General features: G+C 60.8%; 14 protein-coding genes. 10 read left to right on the top strand and 4 right to left on the bottom strand.

Annotated elements, in window-relative coordinates; translation table 11 throughout:
- Positions 1-30 precede the first annotated feature (30 nt).
- The 5 genes from cobW to AC1MEW_RS22645 all read left to right on the top strand — a co-directional run bounded on the left by cobW (position 31) and on the right by AC1MEW_RS22645 (position 8,570).
- The gene (gene cobW, locus AC1MEW_RS22665) at positions 31-1,104 is read left to right on the top strand and encodes a cobalamin biosynthesis protein CobW (RefSeq protein WP_201203270.1); all 1,074 of its coding nucleotides are present in this window, start codon (positions 31-33) and stop codon (positions 1,102-1,104) included.
- Between the two features lie 3 nt (positions 1,105-1,107).
- Positions 1,108-5,010 carry a cobaltochelatase subunit CobN gene (cobN, locus tag AC1MEW_RS22660; protein ID WP_480423717.1) on the top strand — a complete coding sequence of 1,301 codons (3,903 nt, stop codon included), beginning with the start codon at positions 1,108-1,110 and terminating at the stop codon, positions 5,008-5,010.
- Positions 5,011-5,072: 62 nt separating this feature from the next.
- Positions 5,073-6,071, top strand: a complete 999-nt coding sequence (locus tag AC1MEW_RS22655) for a magnesium chelatase ATPase subunit I (protein ID WP_201256903.1) — start codon at positions 5,073-5,075, stop codon at positions 6,069-6,071.
- A 119-nt stretch (positions 6,072-6,190) separates the two neighbouring features.
- Positions 6,191-6,736, top strand: coding sequence for a vWA domain-containing protein (locus AC1MEW_RS22650; RefSeq protein ID WP_480423716.1), 546 nt, complete (start codon positions 6,191-6,193; stop codon positions 6,734-6,736).
- 187 nt (positions 6,737-6,923) lie between these two features.
- Entirely contained in the window at positions 6,924-8,570 is a 1,647-nt protein-coding gene (locus AC1MEW_RS22645; protein ID WP_201256901.1) for a phospholipase D-like domain-containing protein, read from the top strand.
- 195 nt (positions 8,571-8,765) lie between these two features.
- Here AC1MEW_RS22645 and poxB read toward each other — a convergent pair whose 3' ends face one another.
- Positions 8,766-10,490, bottom strand: a complete 1,725-nt coding sequence (poxB, locus tag AC1MEW_RS22640) for a ubiquinone-dependent pyruvate dehydrogenase (protein ID WP_201256900.1) — start codon at positions 10,488-10,490, stop codon at positions 8,766-8,768.
- A gap of 83 nt (positions 10,491-10,573) precedes the next feature.
- Complete coding sequence (locus AC1MEW_RS22635; RefSeq protein WP_480423715.1) at positions 10,574-11,797, bottom strand: NADH:flavin oxidoreductase/NADH oxidase family protein; 1,224 nt, start codon at positions 11,795-11,797, stop codon at positions 10,574-10,576.
- A gap of 78 nt (positions 11,798-11,875) precedes the next feature.
- Between AC1MEW_RS22635 and AC1MEW_RS22630 the strand changes: the two genes are divergently transcribed.
- On the top strand, positions 11,876-12,286 hold the full coding sequence (locus tag AC1MEW_RS22630) for a MerR family transcriptional regulator (protein WP_201256898.1): 411 nt from the start codon (positions 11,876-11,878) through the stop codon (positions 12,284-12,286).
- Here the strand turns inward: AC1MEW_RS22630 and AC1MEW_RS22625 are convergent.
- Complete coding sequence (locus tag AC1MEW_RS22625; RefSeq protein WP_480423714.1) at positions 12,270-13,796, bottom strand: MFS transporter; 1,527 nt, start codon at positions 13,794-13,796, stop codon at positions 12,270-12,272. The genes AC1MEW_RS22630 and AC1MEW_RS22625 overlap by 17 nt on opposite strands.
- 141 nt (positions 13,797-13,937) lie before the next feature.
- On the opposite strand from AC1MEW_RS22625, the gene AC1MEW_RS22620 reads away from it, so the two are divergent.
- Positions 13,938-14,804 carry a LysR family transcriptional regulator gene (locus AC1MEW_RS22620; RefSeq protein ID WP_201256896.1) on the top strand — a complete coding sequence of 289 codons (867 nt, stop codon included), beginning with the start codon at positions 13,938-13,940 and terminating at the stop codon, positions 14,802-14,804.
- A gap of 383 nt (positions 14,805-15,187) precedes the next feature.
- Positions 15,188-16,747 (top strand): TerC family protein, encoded by a 1,560-nt coding sequence (locus AC1MEW_RS22615; protein ID WP_480423713.1) that lies wholly within the window; start codon positions 15,188-15,190, stop codon positions 16,745-16,747.
- A gap of 122 nt (positions 16,748-16,869) precedes the next feature.
- On the opposite strand, the gene AC1MEW_RS22610 is transcribed toward AC1MEW_RS22615, so the two are convergent.
- A complete protein-coding gene (locus AC1MEW_RS22610; protein WP_480423712.1) occupies positions 16,870-17,316 on the bottom strand; it encodes a thioredoxin family protein in 447 nt (148 codons plus the stop codon).
- A 309-nt stretch (positions 17,317-17,625) separates the two neighbouring features.
- Between AC1MEW_RS22610 and AC1MEW_RS22605 the strand changes: the two genes are divergently transcribed.
- Positions 17,626-17,874, top strand: coding sequence for a type II toxin-antitoxin system Phd/YefM family antitoxin (locus AC1MEW_RS22605; protein ID WP_201256893.1), 249 nt, complete (start codon positions 17,626-17,628; stop codon positions 17,872-17,874).
- Positions 17,864-18,145 (top strand): type II toxin-antitoxin system RelE family toxin, encoded by a 282-nt coding sequence (locus AC1MEW_RS22600; protein WP_201256892.1) that lies wholly within the window; start codon positions 17,864-17,866, stop codon positions 18,143-18,145. The genes AC1MEW_RS22605 and AC1MEW_RS22600 overlap by 11 nt, the downstream gene beginning before the upstream one ends.
- Positions 18,146-18,424: the final 279 nt, after the last annotated feature.

Raw genomic sequence — 18,424 nt, 5'->3', positions numbered from 1 at the left:
TTTGCCCGCCACCTTGCCAAAGGGCATCCGATGAAAACACTGGCCAAACTCCCCGTCACCATCGTTACCGGCTTCCTCGGCTCGGGCAAAACCACCTTGCTGCGCCATATGCTCGACAACGCGCAAGGTCGCCGCATCGCGGTAATCGTCAACGAGTTTGGCGAGCTGGGCATCGACGGCGAAATCCTCAAGCAGTGCTCCATCGGCTGCACCGAAGAAGAAGCCAACGGCCGCGTCTACGAACTGGCCAACGGCTGCCTGTGCTGCACCGTCCAGGAAGAATTCTTCCCGGTGATGCGCGAATTGGTGGCCCGTCGCGGCGACCTCGACCACATCCTGATCGAAACCTCGGGCCTGGCCCTGCCAAAACCACTGGTGCAAGCCTTCCAGTGGCCGGAAATCCGCAGCGCCTGCACCGTTGACGCTGTTATCACCGTGGTCGACAGCCCGGCCGTGGCCGCCGGCACCTTTGCCGCGTTCCCGGACCAAGTCGACGCCCAGCGCAAACTCGACCCGAACCTGGACCACGAATCGCCGCTGCACGAACTGTTCGCCGACCAACTGGCCAGCGCCGACCTGGTCATCCTCAACAAGGCTGACCTGATCAGCCCTGAAGACCTGGCCCGCGTGCGCCTTGAAGTCGCCGAAGAACTGCCGCCCGCAGTAAAAATCATCGAAGCCAGCAGCGGCCGCGTGCCGTTGGACGTGCTGATCGGCCTCGGCGCCGGTTCCGAAGAACACATCGACAGCCGTCACAGCCATCACGACCATCACCACGGTGAAGGTGATGACGACCATGATGATCATGACCACGACGCCTTCGACTCGATCTCCATCGAGCTGCCGCAAGCCGACGAAAGCCTGCTGATGGATGCGTTGACCCAACTGGTGGTCAAGCACGGCATCCTGCGCGTAAAAGGCTTCGCCGCGATCCCGAACAAGCCGATGCGCTTGCTGATCCAGGGCGTGGGCACGCGTTTCGACAGGCATTTCGACCGTCAGTGGGGCGCCGAAGAAGCGCGCACCACCCGTTTGGTGTTGATCGGCCAGGAACTGGATGCCGCTCAACTCGAAGCGCAATTGCGCGCCGCGCTCAGCGTTTAAGCCATGCATTTGCTTAGGACCCAGCCCGGCGGTTTCGTGTCGGATGACAACATTGCCGACCTCGGACAAACCCCCGCCGAACTGGTGATCCTGTGCAGCGGCGATTCCAGCCTGGCGCTGCTCGCCGAAGCGGCGCAGCAGTTGCCCGATGACTACCCGAGCGTGCGCTTCGCTAACCCGATGCAGGTGCAGAATCACGCTTCGGTCGACTTGTACGTCGACGAAGTGCTGCGTCACGCCAAGGTGATTTTGATCTCGCTGCACGGCGGCATCGCCTATTGGCGTTACGGCGTCGAGCGGCTCGTCGAGCTGTCCGAGCGGGGTGTGCAACTGATTCTGGTGCCCGGCGATGACCGCCCGGACCCCGAGCTCAGCGACTTGAGCACCGTCGTCGCGCAAGACCGCGATCGTCTGTGGCAGTTTCTGCGTCAGGGCGGCATGGCCAACGCCCTGGATTTTTTCCGCTGTTTGGCCAATCGCTGGCTGGATCGCGATTACGCCTGGGCCGAGCCGCAAACCCTGCCGCGCACCGCGATCTACCACCCGAATAAAAGCCCCGCTGAACTGAGCGATTGGCAAGCCGACTGGCAGGCTGATCAACCGGTGGCGGCGGTGCTGTTCTATCGCTCGCATTTGCAGGCGGCGAACACCGGTTTCATCGATATTTTCTGCCAGCGTTTGCAGGCGGCGGGGCTGAACCCGTTGCCGATAGCGCTGGCCAGTTTGAAAGAGCCCGGCTGCCTGACAGTGGTCGAGGACTTGCTGGACGAAGTCGAAGCGGCGGTCATTCTCAACACCACCGGTTTCGCCCAATCCAGCCCCGAAGCGCCGCACTTGCGGCCGTTTCGCCGCAACATTCCAGTGATCCAGGCGATCTGCGCCCAGGACAACGAACCCGGCTGGCGCGCCAGCGAACAAGGCCTCGGCCCACGCGATCTGGCGATGCACATCGCGCTGCCGGAACTCGACGGGCGCATCATCAGCAGGCCGATCAGCTTCAAGGATCTGGCCTGGCGCAGCGAGCGCAGTCAGTCCGACGTGGTCTGCTACCGGCCGCAACCTGAGCGCATGGACTTTGTCGCCGAACTGGCGCGGCGCTGGATCGATCTGGCGCGGGTGCCCAACGGCGAAAAACGCATCGCGCTGATCCTCGCCAACTACCCGACGCGCGATGGTCGCATCGGCAACGGCGTCGGTCTCGATACGCCGGCGGCGGCGCTGAACATCCTGCGTGCGCTGTATAAAGAAGGCTACCCGCTGCCGGCCGAACTACCGGACAGCGGCACCGCGTTGATCCAGCAATTGCTCGGTGGTGTCAGCAATGACCTCGACACCCTCGACCAGCGCCCATGCATGCAAAGTCTGGCGCTGGACGACTACTTTTTGATGTTCGACGCACTGCCTGAAGCCAATCGCCAAGCGGTGCTGGAACGTTGGGGCCCGCCGGAAAACGATCCGATGTTCCGTGGCGGACGGATGATGATTGCGGGTTTGCGCTTCGGCCTGACCTTCGTCGGCATCCAGCCAGCCCGGGGTTATCAGGTCGATCCGAGCGCGGTCTATCACGATCCAGACCTGGTGCCGCCCCACGGGTATCTGGCGTTCTATTTCTGGTTGCGCAACACCTACGGCGCCCACGGCGTGATCCACGTCGGCAAGCACGGCAACCTCGAATGGCTGCCGGGCAAGGGGGTCGGGCTCTCGGAAAACTGCTGGCCGGACGCGTTGCTCGGGCCGCTACCGAACATCTATCCGTTTATCGTCAACGACCCGGGCGAGGGCGCGCAGGCCAAGCGGCGTACGCAAGCGGTGATCATCGATCACCTGATGCCGCCGCTGACCCGGGCCGAAACCTACGGTCCACTACGTAACCTTGAACTGTTGGCGGACGAGTATTACGAGGCGCAGTTGCTCGATCCGCGCCGCGCCCGGGAGTTGCAGCGCGACATCCTGCAACTGGTGCGCGACACCCACATCGACCGCGAACTGCAACTCGACGAAAAACTGAATAGCGATGCCGACGCGGCGATCTGGTTGCCGCGTCTGGATACCTACCTGTGTGATTTGAAGGAATCGCAGATCCGCGATGGCCTGCACATCTTCGGTGAATCGCCGACCGGGCGTTTACGCATTGATACGTTGCTGGCCTTGCTGCGGATTCCGCGTGGTGACGGGCGTGGTGCGCAATCGAGTTTGCTGCGGGCGTTGGCCAAGGCGTTTGTGCTGGGCTTTGATCCGCTGGATTGCTCTTTGGCCGATCCGTGGACCGGGCCAAGACCGGCCGAACTGCAACAGGTGAGCGATGAAGCCTGGCGCACGGCGGGTGATACCCGTGAGCGTCTGGAATTGTTCGCCGCGCAACTGATTTCGCAGACCTTAAACCAGCCTCAAGCCCAACCCGGCCCCTTAGGATACGAGCCTCTGTGGCGAGGGGGCTTGCCCCCGTTGGACTGCGCAGCAGTCCCGTCTTTTGAGGCCGCTTCGCGACCCAACGGGGGCAAGCCCCCTCACCACAAAGGCTCGCTCCCACAGGAGGCGGGTTGGGCTGACGTGAATGCGATCATCGACGGCCTCCGCGAAGTCGTCGCTCCAAGACTGGACGCGTGCGGCCCCGCGGAAATGCGCGGCTTGCTCGACGCCCTCAGCGGTCGTTTCGTCCCCGCCGGGCCAAGCGGTGCACCGAGTCGCGGTCGCCTCGATGTACTGCCCACCGGGCGCAATTTCTATTCGGTGGACGTGCGCAACCTGCCGACCACCACGGCGTGGCGCATCGGCTTCCAGTCGGCCAACCTGATTCTCGAACGGCACTTGCAGGACCACGGCGATCACCTGCGTCAGCTCGGCCTGTCGGTCTGGGGCACGGCGACCATGCGCACCGGCGGCGACGACATCGCCCAGGCTATGGCGCTGATGGGCGTGCGACCGGTCTGGGCGACGGGCAGTCAGCGGGTCGACGACTTTGAAATCCTGCCGCTGAGTTTGCTGGACCGCCCGCGGGTGGACGTGACCTTGCGGGTGTCGGGGTTCTTTCGTGATGCCTTCGCCAACCTGATCCGGCTGTTCGATGCTGCCGTACAAGCAGTCGCCGCGCTGGACGAGCCGGACGATCTCAATCCGTTGGCTGCCAAGGTTCGCGCCGAGCGTGAAGCGTTGCTGGCCTCGGGTCTGGATGAAGACGCGGCCCAGCGTCAGGCCGGTTGGCGGATTTTTGGGGCGAAACCCGGTGCCTATGGCGCGGGAGTGCAGGGCGCCATCGACGGGCGCCTGTGGCAAAGCCGCGAGGACTTGGCCGAGGTGTACCTGAACTGGGGCGGTTACGCCTATGGCGGTTCTGACGAAGGCACCGCCGCCCGTGAACAGTTCGCCCAGCGCCTGAGCCAGGTGCAAGCGGTGCTGCAGAATCAGGATAACCGCGAGCATGACTTGCTCGATTCCAATGACTATTACCAGTTCCAGGGCGGTATGCTCGCCGCCGTGGAAAGCCTCAGCGGCGAAGCGGTGGCCAGTTATCACGGCGATCACAGCCAGCCGGATTTGCCGAAGATCCGCACGTTAAAGGAAGAGTTGAACCGGGTGATACGTTCCCGGGCGGCGAATCCGAAGTGGATCGACGGGGTCAAACGGCATGGCTACAAGGGCGCTTTTGAACTGGCAGCGACGGTTGATAACCTGTTTGCTTTTGATGCGACTACGCAGTTGATCGACGATCACCAGTACGCGTTGCTGGCGGATGCCTACCTGCTGGACCCGGCGACCCGGGATTTTGTCCGCGAGCACAACCCGCATGCCTTGCGTGATATGACTGAGCGGATGCTCGAGGCGCAGCAGCGGGGGATGTGGAAAGAGCCAGGTGAGTACCGCGAGGCGCTGGAGAATTTGTTGCTCGATATAGAAGAAGACAGCTAGCACGCTTACCCCCTGTGGGAGGTTTGCCTGATGCACCTACCGACCATGACCGAGATTTAATAATGACCGACACCCCCCATTTCCCGCTCTCCGCCGTGGTCGGCGCCGACGATTTGAAGCTCGCGCTGTACCTGACCGCTATCGACCCGAAAATCGGTGGCGTACTGATCGAAGGCCCGCGCGGTATGGCCAAGTCGACGCTCGCTCGGGGTCTCGCCGACCTGCTCGCCAGCGGTCAATTCGTCACCTTGCCTTTGGGGGCCACCGAAGAGCGACTGGTCGGCACCCTTGACCTCGACGCCGCCCTGAGCGAGGGTCGTGCACAGTTTTCCCCCGGCGTGCTGGCCAAGGCTGACGGCGGCGTGCTTTACGTCGATGAGGTCAATTTGCTGCCCGATCACCTCGTCGACCTGCTGCTCGATGTGGCCGCCAGCGGCACCAACCTGGTCGAGCGTGACGGCATTTCCCATCGGCATTCGGCGAAGTTCGTGCTGATCGGCACCATGAATCCCGAAGAGGGTGAACTGCGTCCGCAACTGCTTGACCGCTTCGGCCTGAACGTCGCGCTTAGCGGCCACACCGCACCGGCCGAGCGCGGTCAGATCATCCGTCGGCGACTGGATTTCGACAGCGATCCTCAAAGCTTCTGCGCTGAGTGGGAAAACCAGCAGCAATCCCTGCGCGAACGCTGCCAGCAGGCGCGCAGCGCATTGGCGAGCATCCCTCTGGATGACGCAGCGCTCGCGCAGATAACCGAGCGCTGTTTTGCTGCGGGTGTCGATGGCCTGCGCGCCGATCTGGTCTGGCTGCGCGCCGCACGGGCCCATGCGGCTTGGCGCGGGGCAAAAGCGATTGCCGAGGAAGATATCGACGCGGTCGCCGAGTTTGCCTTGCGCCATCGCCGCCGCGAACAGACGCCACCGGCACCGCAACAAAGCCAGGCGCCCTCCAGCCAAAACGACAACCCGAGCGAAGGCCAGGGCCAGTGGGGCGAAATGCCCGCCCAGGCACTCCCGGTCGGCGCCCGACGTGACGTGCCGAGCTGGCCAAAAAAGCCCTAGGCATTCGCCCTCGATCTGACGCGGGGGCGAATGCCAGACCCCGCGCCGGACGGCTGGACAATGGCCGACAAGGCAAGCGCCGCGCCGCACCCCAAGGTTCGATCAACTGGCCCGGCACCTTGCTCAATGGGCGCCCGCGTCAGCATGAAGATTTGCTGTTTCATCTGCGCACTCGTTCGGCCCACGAACTTTGGCTGGTGATCGTCGACGCTTCGGCCTCGACCCGGCGTCATCAGGCGTTGAGCGATGCCAAGGGCTTGTTGGCGCAACTGTTCGACGACGCCTACCGGCAGCGGGCGCGTCTGGCGTTACTGACTGCCAGCGGCAGCGCGCCGAAGTGGCAGGTGCAAGGATTGAAGGCTTCCAGCGGTTTACGCGACTGGCTGGATCGGCTGGGCGCGGGCGGTGGCACGCCGTTGCTCGCGGCGCTGAGTGAGGCGGGGCAGTGGTTGAGCGCTCGGCAGAAACGCTTTCCGGCGGAGCAGCAGCGATTGTTGCTGGTGACCGATGGGCGATTGAAAGAATGGCTGGGGTTGCCGGTGCTGGAATGTCCGGGGCTGCTGATTGATATCGAGCGCGGGCCGATTCGGCTTGGGCGGGCTAAGGTGATGGCTAGCGAGTTGCGGGCTGAGTATCGGCATATTGATGAGCTGATTTCAGGCTGAGTACTCGGGTGTTTGTGCCGGCCTCTTCGCGAGCAAGCCCGCTCCCACAGGGGATCTTCGCTGTGACAGAGATCCCCTGTGGGAGCGGGCTTGCTCGCGAAAGCATCCCCTCGCTTTAGGATCAGCCCCCCAAATCGGCATCGCATACCCTATGCTAACCAAGCCAACCCATTCACAGGAGTGACCCATGCGCGTTCTAGTCGCAAACAGTCAGGATGATTTCCGCGTCAAAGCCTACGCCGGCACCAACGGCGTGTTGTTGGCCATGGACCTGGCCGATCCCCGCCGCAAAGGCTTGCTGGGGTTTGCCATCGAAAAACAGCAGGGCGACAAACCCTGGGAGTTCCTGTTCAACAGCCTGACCTTTCCCGGCAAGGTCCATACCTTCCCCCAATACGCCGCCACCCCCAGCGATATCGCGCCGCTGCAGAAGTTTCGCTGGGCCGATTACGCCGTTATTCCGGGGACGACGATGAATTACCGCGTCCACCTGGCCTACGGCACGCCCGATGCGGTGCAACTGGGTGAGTTTCTGGAGCTGTCGATCACCGCCGACAATGGCCTGCCGAAAAACCAGAGCGTGATCTTCAACCGGGCCGTGGCCGCCAGTCAGGCGTTCCAGCGCAAGTTTCCGGACCTCGACGCCCAGATCAGCGCCAACAAAAACCTGCCCATCGAAGACTGGCCCATCGCTGCGCAACAATGGCTGGAAAACGGTTTGCTTGGGCGCCTGTTGGGGTTTATCAAGCGTGCGCTGGACGATCAATGGGCGCTGGACATCGCCATCTACGAGTACCAGTTAGAGTCGATCATCGATGAGGTAAACGCCGCGTTCGCCCGTGGGGTCAAGGTGCGGGTGCTGTATCACGCGAAACCGGGCGATTCTGACACCACGATGAACGAGGCCAGCCTGGAAAAAATCCCGGCGGCAAACAAGCGCGGACGCGTCACCCACAGCATCTTCCACGACAAGTTCATTGTCCTGAGCAAAGTGGATGGTGGCGGCGAGCACCAGCCGCAAGCGGTGCTTTGTGGCAGCACCAATTTCACCGCCAACGGTGTCTACCGTCAGGCCAACGTGGTGCATGTGCTGGATGACGTGCGAATCGGCACCCTTTACCTGCAAACCTTCGAGGAGGTGTGGGCGAACCCGGCGGACGTCGGTGCCACGCGAACCTGGCTGACCAAAAACAACCCGATGGACCCGACGCAGCCACTGTTTGTCGGCTTCTCGCCGCGCTCGGGCCAGGGTGATTTGACGGAATTCGTCGACATCATCAACGCGGCGAAAAAGGATGTGCTGTTCGTTACGGCGTTCGCGTTGCCCGACGAGATCCTCAATGCGTTGCTCGGTCAGCCCCATGACGATATTTTGCGCTACGGCCTGCAAAACACCGCCAGCAGCATCACCGGTTTCCATGCTGACCGCACCGCCGAGTTCGCCGCCACCGCACTGCTCAACACCGGGCTGGAAGGCTGGCTCAAGGAAAACATGAAAGGCCAGAAGGGCGATCTGCTGGTACACACCAAAGCCATCATCACCGACTTCACCACGGACGCGCCGACCATCATCAGCGGCAGCCACAACCTCAGCGTGTCGGCGAGCGACGGCAATGATGAGAACTTCCTGATCATTCGCGGCGATACGGATCTGGCGGACCGTTACGGGTTGGAGTTGTTGCGGTTTTATGAGCATTACCGGTTCAGGTACTTTGCGAAGAAACTGGCGCTCAAGGAAGTCCAGCCTTTGACGGCGGATGACAGCTGGACCAATGATTACTATCTGGAAGGGGATTTGCGGCAGCTGTCCAGGTTGCGATTCTCCGGACGATAGAGAACCCCTTGTGGGAGCGGGCTTGCTCGCGAAAGCGCTGGTTCATTCAACATCGATGTCGGCTGAAACGGCGCCTTCGCGAGCAAGCCCGCTCCCACATTGGTTCTGCGGTGTGAAGGTGATCGCTGCCATCACCCAGATCACCTGTGGGAGCGAGCTTGCTCGCGATGGGGCCGGCCAATTCAACACCACCTCTCAGCGAAACCAGTTAGTCCGCGCCAACTCAATCACCTCATCGCCACGTCCACTCATCACCGCTTTGAGCATGTACAGGCTGAACCCCTTGGCCTGCTCAAGCTTGATTGCCGGCGGCATGGCCAGTTCCTGAGTCGCGGTAATCACGTCCACCAGCACCGGCCCGTCATGGGCCATTGCCCGGCGCAATGCCGGCTCCAGCGCTTGCGACTCCTCGACCCGAATCCCGAGAATGCCCATGGCATTGGCCATCGCCGCAAAGTCCGGGTTGTGCAGGTCTGTACCGGTATCGAGCATCCCGGCGGACTTCATTTCCATGGCGACGAAGCCCAATGAAGCGTTGTCGTAGACGATGATTTTCACCGGCAATTTCAACTGCGCCAGTGAGATGAAATCCCCCATCAACATGCTGAAACCACCGTCGCCGGACAACGAAATCACCTGCCGATCAGGAAACACCGCTTGCGCGCCAATGGCCTGCGGCATGGCGTTCGCCATCGAGCCGTGGTTGAACGAGCCGAGCAATCGGCGCTTGCCGTTCATCTTCAGATATCGGGCCGCCCACACCGTCGGGGTGCCGACGTCGGCAGTGAAGATCGCGTCGTCATCCGCCAGTTCACTGAGCAGTCGGGTCAGGTATTGCGGGTGAATCGGCCGGCCCGGTGCGGAAGGCTGGGCCAGGTCATCAAGGCCCTGGCGTGCCTTCTCGTAATGCTTGAGCGACGATTCCAGAAAACTCCGGTCGCCGCGATATGGCAGGCGCGGCAGCAACGCGGCGAGGGTTTCGCTGACGTCAGCGGCGATGCCCAGGTCCAGCGTGGTACGCCGACCGAGGGCCTGAGGGTCGTGGTCGATCTGAATGATCGTGGCGTCGGTGGGGTAGAACTGCCGGTACGGGAAGTCGGTGCCAAGCATCACCAGCGTGTCGCAGTTGAGCATCGCGTGATACCCGGAGCTAAAGCCGATGAGCCCGGTCATGCCGACGTCGAACGGGTTGTCCCACTCCACGTGCTCCTTGCCGCGCAAGGCATGCACCACCGGCGCGCCGAGGGCATCGGCCAGCGCCACCACTTGATCGTGGGCCCCAGCGCACCCGGCGCCACACATCAGGGTGACGGCTTTGCTTTGGCTGAGCAGTTCGACCAGTCGATCCAGGTCCTGAGGCGCGGGCAGGGTGCGCGGCTTGGATAGAGCCGGCCAGGGTTTGAGGTTGTCTTCGACTTCCTGCAATGCCACGTCACCGGGAATCACCACCACCGCGACGCCACGGTTGAGGATCGCGCTACGCATCGCCCGGTGCAGCACCTGCGGCATCTGCGCCGGGTTGCTGACCAGTTCGACGAAGTGGCTGCATTCCTTGAACAGGTCCTGCGGATGGGTTTCCTGAAAGTAGTTCAGGCCGATTTCGGACGAGGGGATCTGCGCGGCAATGGCCAGCACCGGCACATGGTTTTTGTGGCAGTCGAACAACCCGTTGATCAAGTGCAGGTTGCCCGGCCCGCAACTGCCGGCACACACCGCCAGTTCCCCGGTGACCGCCGCTTCGGCCCCGGCGGCAAACGCCGCGACTTCTTCGTGACGCACGTGCATCCATTCGATGCTGTCCATGGTGCGCAGGGCTTCGGTCAGGCCATTGAGGCTGTCGCCGGTCAGGCCCCAGATGCGTTTGACGCCGGCCTGTTCAAGGGTGGTTGCCAGTTGCTGGGCAATGGTGATTTTCGCCATGGGGTGCTCCAGTGATCGATGAGTTGTCCTCGGGATTAAAAGAGGACAACTCAATGGCGATCATGACTCACCCCGATTAACGATTACTTGGCCATGGCCTGTTTGTACTGACGGGTGCGCCGGGCGATGTACACCTGATCGCGGATCAATGCCCATAACGCCGAGACTTGCGGCCGAGGCTTGAGTCCACGACTCAGGCGATGCAACTGGAATTTCACCACCGCCATGCTCGCCAATGCGGCCAAGGGTTTGCGCTTCCACTGTATTGGAGGCAGTTGTGGGTGGCTGTTCCGGCCTTCGCGCCAGTGTTTGACCAGGTGCGGTTCAATTGCCATCGCGGTACCGATCCCGGCCATGGCGATGCCACTGTCGAGCACTTGTTCAACGATGGCCAAACGGCGAATCCCGCCAGTCACCATCACTGGCATCTGCGCCACGCTGGCCAGTTCGCCGGCCATTTCCAGGAAATAAGCTTCACGCGCCAACGTCCGGCCGTCCCGGGCTTCGCCTTGCATGGCTGGGGCTTCATAGCTGCCGCCAGACAGTTCCAGCAAGTCGATCTGCTGCTCGTTGAGCCACTGGATCACTTGCTTGGCATCGTCGGCATCGAAGCCGCCGCGCTGGAAGTCCGCAGAGTTGAGCTTCACCGCTACGCAGAACTGCGGCGACACCGCATTGCGAACAGCGCTGACCACATTGAGTAGCAGGCGCGCACGATTCTCCAGTGAACCTCCCCATTGATCGGTGCGGCGGTTGGTCAGCGGCGACAGAAACTGGCTGAGCAAATATCCGTGGGCCGCATGGATCTGCACGCCGGTGAACCCAGCCTTTTCCGCCAGGGTGGCGCTGGTGGCGAAGCGCTGGATCACCTCGGTGATATCGCTGTCGGTCATCGGCTTCGGCTCGGCGAACATCTTCGAAAACCCACCAAGATCCAGCGCCACTGCCGATGGCGCCAAGGCCTGCTGACCAAGGTTGGCCATGGTCTGGCGGCCAGGATGGTTGAGCTGCACCCAGAACTGCGCGCCACCGGCCCGGCCAATGGTCGCCCATTGACGAAAACGTTGAAGGTGCCGCTCGTCCTCCAGCACGACGCCGCCGGGACCGGTCATGGCGCGACGGTCAATCATTACGTTGCCAGTCAGCAACAACCCGGCTTCGCCCTCGGCCCAGGCTTGGTACAAGCGCAACAGGGCATCCGAAGGGGCTTGTTGAGTGTCGGCGAGATTTTCTTCCATTGCAGCTTTGGCGATGCGATTGCCGATGGTCTGGCCGTTGGGCAAATTCAACGCTTGGAAGGGCGACATTGCTTGACTCCTCATAAGTGATGCGTAGAGGCTAAGCTTAAAGTTAACTTTAATGTCAAGCAGGTAAATGAGGCTGAGATGAAGATTGGTGAATTGGCGCAACTGAGCGGGTTCAACCCGTCGCGCATTCGGTTTTACGAGGCTCAGGGCCTGATCCAGAAAGTGGAACGCCGGGCCAACGGCTACCGGCATTATCCCGAGCAGGTGTTGCAAACGCTGTATCTGATCCATTGCGCCCAGCAGGCCGGGTTCAGCCTGGAAGAGTTGAAGCAACTGATGCCAGACACTGCGACCGGAGAATTCAAGCATGACGAACTGCTGGCGGGCCTTACGCGCAAAGTCGAGCAGATTGAAGAGATGCAAAAGCATCTGGCACAGAGCAAGGCCAAGCTGCTGGCGGTGATCGACGACATTCAAGCGAAGCCCGAGGGCATGGGCTGCGATGCCAATGCCGAGCGGGTGCTGGCGTCGTTCAAGCAGACGCGCTGATGGCGTTGGGTGCGGGTATCGGATTGCGCATCAGCGTGCCTACCACCAGCGCCCCCAGTAATGCCAATAACCCCGCGACCAGCAGCAACAGACTGAAACCGCCGACGAACGCCTGCCGGGCCAATGGTTCGACCACGCTGCGTGCGGTGTCCGGCAGCAGATCCAACGCCGCTGTCATGTCACCGGCCACCACCCGCGAGGCGATACCTCGCGTCTGATCGAGCCATTGCCCCGACAGGCTGTTACGCAACAACAACTCGGTATGACTGGCCAGCAACGCGCCGAACACGCCGATGGCCAACATGATCGCGCTAAAGCGCATGGTGGTGCTCATGCCCGAGGCCATGCCGGCGCGGTCCCGAGGCACGCAGGCCATGATGTTTTTCTGCGTGTCGCCATTCAGCAGCCCGGCCCCGGCACCGGTTACGGCAATCGCCAGCGCGAAGGGCAGGTAGCCGCCGCTGTTGACTGCCCAGGCGCTGAGCAGGTTGCCGCTGCCGACCAGTGTCAGCCCGGCGGCCATCATGGTCGCGGGTTCAAACCGGTTCGCCAGTCGTGCACCAATGCGCGGGCAGATCAACATCGTCAGGGCAAACGGCAACATCCCCAGCCCCGAGGCGATGGCCGAGAAACCCAAGCCGTTTTGCAGGTAGAACGGCAGCAACGTCATCATCACTTGAGCGCAACCGGCGTAGGCAAACATCCCCAGCAGCGCGCCGATGAAGCGCGGATGCTTGAACAATTGCAGGTCGACCATCGGCCGTTGCTGCCCCCGTTCAATTACGACAAACAGTCCCAGCAACAGCGCGCCGCCGATCAGCCGGGCGTAGGTCAGCGGGTTGCTCCAGCCGACGCGGTTGGCTTCGATCAAACCCCAGATCAAACATAACAAACTCGCGCTGAACGCCAGGCTGCCCCAGGGATCGAGACGTGCGGATTGGGTATCACGGGATTCCGGCACATTGCGCCAGACCATCGCCATCAGCAGCACACCTACCGGCAGGTTGAGGTAGAAAATCCAGCGCCAGCCCACGTATTCGGTGATCAGCCCGCCGAGGGTAGGCGCGGCCGTCATCGCCACGCCCATGCACGCGCCCCAGAACGCCCAGGCTTTGGCCCGTTCCACTTCGTCGTGAAAGGTATGGCCGATCGAGGCCAGCGCCGAGGTCAGCAGCAACGCCGCGCCGACACCCTTGATCGCCCGGGCAATGTCGAGCAACAACGCGCTCGGTGCAGCACCGCAACCGATTGAAGCGAGAATAAAAATGCCCAGGCCCCAGAGCAGGGTTTTCTGCCGGCCGAAGCGGTCGGCGATACTGCCTGCCGGCAGTAACAACGCAGCGAAGGCCAGCATGTAGGCACTGACGACCCATTCGATGTCGGCAAAATTAGCGCCCAGGTCCCGGGCGATCGTCGGCAGGGTGACGGCGACAATATTAGTGTCGAGGACGATCAGCGAACACACCCCGGAGGCGGTCAGAAGCGTCTTGCGTGGGCTGACCCGGTTCATGAGGTGATTGCCTTTTGAGTAAGGTGTTTGACGTACATGGTTTTGGCTCTCTACTGTGGCTGCATCGAAAGCTTATCCCGCTCCAAGTCAGCCTTTGTTAGCTGCCGGTCGAGACTTCATTACCTTTGAGCTAACACACCGATGGACATACGCCATTTCCGCTACTTTCTGGCCGTTGCCCGGCAGCGCAACTTCACCCGCGCCGCCGAACAACTCGGCATCGCACCGCCGACCTTGAGCCGGCAGATCCAGGACATGGAAACCGAACTGGGCACCCGGTTGTTCCTGCGTCGCCAGCGCGATGTCAGCCTGACCGAGGCCGGCGCCGCGCTGGTGATCGAAGCCGAAGCGACGGTGCGCCAATTCGAATTCGCCCAACGCAATGCCCAGCGCGCCGGGCGTGGCGATATTGGCCATATCGAACTGGGTTACGTGGCGTCGGCGGTGTACTCGGGGTTGCTGCAAAAGCAGGTGCAAGCGTTTAGCCGCCAGTGTCCGGACGTCAGCCTGAATGTGCGGGAAAGTCCAATGGCCGCGCTGCCGGGCCTGGTGATCGAAGGTCGGTTCGATATCGGTTATGTGCGCTCGCCGATGACCTTGCCCGATGGGCTGGAAGCGATTCGCCTCGATTCGGAGGGCTTTGTACTGGCGCTGTCGAGCGATTCCTGGCTGTGTCGCTTACCGCAGATCAGCCCGGCGCATTTGCAAAATGAAACCTTCATCCTGCCGGAGCAAATCAGCGGCACGTTGCAAGTCGCCGCGCAGGGTGGTTTCGCACCGACCCTGGGGGCGCAACCGGGCGGCTTAGTGGCGGTGATTGCCCTGGTGTCGCTGGGACAGGGCGTGGCGGTGGTGCCGGAATCGGTGGTCGGGCATGTGGGGTTGCCGGGTGTGGTGTACCGGGTGATCGAAGGATGTGAGGCGAGTTCTTGGTTGTCGATGGTTTATCGGCGGTTTGAGAAGTCGGCGGTGGTGGCCAGGTATATCGAGCAGATCAGAAATAGCTAAAAGCAAAAGCTTCGCGAGTAAGCCCGCTCCCACATTGGTTTTGTGGAAGCTCGAGATCCCCTGTGGGAGCGGGCTTGCTCGAAGGCGTCCTCAAAAACACCACCACCTTAGAAGGAATACAGATCTTGTAATAATTTCCCGCTGTAGGAAATGTCGCCATCACCTGTACGCTCCAAGTCCTTTTTCCTTTCAGGACCTGCATGAACACCCTCTCGGAGCCTCCCAGTCAGCCCTTCATCTCGCGCCTGCGCGCAACCCTGACGCACGCCAAACACCCGGTTTTCCGATTCCAGTCTATCTTTTTCATCGCAGCCCAACGGCCCTCGCGCCGCACTTTGCCGTGCCCGGCATTCTGAATTCGCTGAAGAGATCGAGATAATTTTATGGAATGGATAGCTGACCCCACCGCGTGGCTGGGCCTGTTGACCTTGATCGTGCTGGAACTGGTGCTGGGCATCGACAACCTGGTGTTTATTGCGATCCTGGCGGACAAGTTGCCGCCGGAGCAGCGTGACCGTGCGCGGATCATCGGTTTGTCCCTCGCGCTGCTGATGCGCCTTGGCTTGCTGGCGAGTATTTCCTGGCTGGTGACCCTGACTCAGCCGCTGTTCGAGGTGTTCGACAAGAGCTTCTCGGGCCGAGACCTGATCATGCTGTTCGGCGGTGTGTTCCTGTTGTTCAAGGCCACCATGGAATTGCATGAACGGCTCGAAGGTCATGTCGGCCAGCGCGCCAGCAACAGCGCTTATGCGATGTTCTGGCCGATCGTGGCGCAGATCGTGGTGCTCGATGCGGTGTTCTCCCTCGATGCGGTGATTACCGCCGTGGGCATGGTCGATGAACTGGCGGTGATGATGATCGCGGTGATTATTTCCATCGGCCTGATGATCGTCGCCAGCAAACCGCTGACTCGATTCGTCAACGAACACCCGACGGTGATCATGCTCTGTCTGGGCTTCTTGATGATGATTGGCTTCGCCCTGACCGCCGAGGGCCTGGGGTTCCACATTCCCAAGGGCTACCTGTATGCGGCCATCGGCTTCTCGATCCTGATCGAAGTGTTCAACCAGATCGCCCGGGCCCGGCGCAAACGCTCCCTGCAGGGCCTGCGACCGGTGCGCGAACGTACCGCCCATGCGGTGATGCGTTTGCTGGGTGGTCGCACCTTGGCGGCGGAAGAGGTTGGCGAGGAAATTGCCGACTTGCTGGATAACGGTGCAGCGCCGAGTGAAGTGCTGTTCGACCGGCGCGAGCGGGTGATGATCAGTGGCGTGCTGCAATTGGCCGAGCGGCCAATTCGCACCTTGATGACCGTGCGGGCCGATGTCGACCACATCGATTTATCTGACGATGCCGAGACCATTCGTACACAGCTGATGCATTCGTCCTACTCGCGCCTGCCGCTCATTCGCGACGGCGCGGTGGATGAGCCGCTGGGCTTCGTGCACAAAAAGGAACTGTTGAAGGAATACCTGGGCGGCAACGAGCCCGACCTCGAAGACCTGGCGCGCAAAACCATCAACTTGCTGGACAGTTATTCGATCCTTAATGCTTTGGAACAGATGCGCAAAGCCTCGACCCACATTGCCTTTGTAGTCAATGAATTCGGTGACTTCGTCGGCGTGCTGACCATGACCGACATTCTCGAGTCGATCGCCGGCGAACTGCCGGATGCCAGCGAAATCGAAGGCCCGGATGTGCTGGAAGAGCAGGGCGGGTTCATGGTCAGCGGCGCATTGAACCTGGCGCGGGTGCGCCAGCGCACGGGTTTCAGCGCGCAACCTACTGATGATTATCAAACCCTCGCCGGGTTGGTGATGAGCGTGCTGGATCGCCTGCCGATGATCGGTGACAGCCATGAGTGGGACGGCTGGATGATGACGGTGGTGGCGGTTGAAGAACGGCGGGTGACGCGGGTGATGTTGGCGCGCGTCGGCGGGTGATTTGCGCCGGGTTTGAGGGCCTCTTCGCGAGCAAGCCCGCTCCCACAGGTGGTCGGTGGTGTTCACAAATAATGTGTTCACCGCAGGTCTAATGTGGGAGCGGGCTTGCTCGCGAAGGCAATCTACCAAACGCTAAACGACTCCCTGCTCAGCTGATGAGCCCGAGCCACCGTACACAACCTACGCAAAGTCCGACGCAACCACGCCAGGTCATGTTTCGGCTTTCGAGCCGTAAACCTGGGTTTCACCTTGCCAATGTGCACTACAAAGTCCGCTGCCAAGGTTTGCGGAGTACCAATCCCTTTAAGCTTTTTCAGCAGTCTCCCATCCTTGTAAAACAACACAGTCGGCGTCCCGGTGACATTCGGGTGCCGCGGCGATTCGCTGGTGTTCAACATGTAGATGTCCGCCCGCTGCCGATACGGCTCGGCGATCCCGCGAAAAATCGGCCCGGCCTCTTCGCACGCAGGGCAGTGCTGATTGCCGAAATACAGGATTACCGGGCGCCAGGTTTTCAGGGCTTTGCGGTAGGTCGGGGCTAGCGCGATGGGAGTGGTTGTCGAGGTCATTGAAAGCTCCTTTTCACAACGAGCATCTAAGGCTTGATGACGTTAAAGGAGGGTGAGGGGCGGGTCTACTGTCAGAAATTACAGGTGATGAGCTTTCCTACGCTCATTGGGATATGCCCCACCGTCTTGCAAGACACGCCTGACGGCAAACGCGGAAATACAGAAGCGTGTGGCGTGATACTTTTTAGGCATTCGTAGAGGGGGTGTGCGGCAGGTATTGAACGCGGCCTTTATGTCAAAAGAATAGGGCCAGATACGCTTCCGGGTGCTATTTTTAGCACTTCTTAAAGCACCCTAAGGAATAACTTCATGACACATATCGTGCTTTCGCAGGTAGTAGCGAGCATCTCTGAACTGAAAAAAAACCCGATGGGTACGGTAGCTGCCGGCGGTGGTCTGTCTGTAGCGATCCTAAACCGCAACGAGCCGGCCTTCTATTGTGTGCCCGCCAAAGAGTACGAAGCCTTGATGAGTCGTCTGGATGATTTGGAATTGATCGCTCTGTGTAAAGAGCGGGAAAACGATCCGACCATAAAGGTTTCCATTGATGACCTATGAGCTGGAGTTTTCTGAAAAGGCCTGGAAAGAATGGAAAAAACTCGGGGTTAACCTGAGGGAGCAGTTTAAGAAAAAGCTACAAGAGCGACTTGTAAACCCGCACGTACCTGCAGACAGACTCAGCGGACTTGGAAATGCTTATAAGATCACGCTACGGAGTGCGGGGTATCGAATGGTTTACCGCGTGAAAGATGAGGTACTCGTAGTGACGGTCATCGCTGTGGGGAAAAGAGAGCGCGGTGATGTTTACAAGGATGCAGGCGAGCGATAGTGCACCGAATCGCTTTATATTTCCGTAGGTTTTCCAGTTTTAATCCTTCGAGTGCAGGCCTGCACCGAATCAGCTCGTCGAAGCCCAATTGTGAAGCAAGTACCCGCCCGCTGTAGCCAACGGTAGCGTTCGATAACCTGTGCGTTTGGTAACGCTTTAACCACGCCATCACCTATCCATTTGATTCAAAACACTTTTCAACCGCTCCAGCATCGCCCCACATTCTATGGCACACTTTCTGCTGTCTATTCCGTTGTTACATACCTACTTCCGGTATAG

The sequence above is a fragment of the Pseudomonas sp. ASL4 genome (assembly GCF_056680395.1).
Note: the sequence above shows the minus strand (reverse complement) of the source record. Positions and strands in the feature narration are given on the sequence as shown.

Excerpts from the sequence above, each read along its gene's own strand:
- AC1MEW_RS22615 (WP_480423713.1), top strand. The coding sequence starts at position 15,188 with ATGGAATGGATAGCTGACCCCACCGCGTGGCTGGGCCTGTTGACCTTG.
- poxB (WP_201256900.1), bottom strand. The coding sequence starts at position 10,490 with ATGGCGAAAATCACCATTGCCCAGCAACTGGCAACCACCCTTGAACAG.
- AC1MEW_RS22645 (WP_201256901.1), top strand. The coding sequence starts at position 6,924 with ATGCGCGTTCTAGTCGCAAACAGTCAGGATGATTTCCGCGTCAAAGCC.
- AC1MEW_RS22635 (WP_480423715.1), bottom strand. The coding sequence starts at position 11,797 with ATGTCGCCCTTCCAAGCGTTGAATTTGCCCAACGGCCAGACCATCGGC.
- AC1MEW_RS22625 (WP_480423714.1), bottom strand. The coding sequence starts at position 13,796 with ATGAACCGGGTCAGCCCACGCAAGACGCTTCTGACCGCCTCCGGGGTG.
- AC1MEW_RS22610 (WP_480423712.1), bottom strand. The coding sequence starts at position 17,316 with ATGACCTCGACAACCACTCCCATCGCGCTAGCCCCGACCTACCGCAAA.
- cobW (WP_201203270.1), top strand. The coding sequence starts at position 31 with ATGAAAACACTGGCCAAACTCCCCGTCACCATCGTTACCGGCTTCCTC.
- AC1MEW_RS22655 (WP_201256903.1), top strand. The coding sequence starts at position 5,073 with ATGACCGACACCCCCCATTTCCCGCTCTCCGCCGTGGTCGGCGCCGAC.
- cobN (WP_480423717.1), top strand. The coding sequence starts at position 1,108 with ATGCATTTGCTTAGGACCCAGCCCGGCGGTTTCGTGTCGGATGACAAC.
- AC1MEW_RS22620 (WP_201256896.1), top strand. The coding sequence starts at position 13,938 with ATGGACATACGCCATTTCCGCTACTTTCTGGCCGTTGCCCGGCAGCGC.
- AC1MEW_RS22600 (WP_201256892.1), top strand. The coding sequence starts at position 17,864 with ATGACCTATGAGCTGGAGTTTTCTGAAAAGGCCTGGAAAGAATGGAAA.
- AC1MEW_RS22630 (WP_201256898.1), top strand. The coding sequence starts at position 11,876 with ATGAAGATTGGTGAATTGGCGCAACTGAGCGGGTTCAACCCGTCGCGC.
- AC1MEW_RS22605 (WP_201256893.1), top strand. The coding sequence starts at position 17,626 with ATGACACATATCGTGCTTTCGCAGGTAGTAGCGAGCATCTCTGAACTG.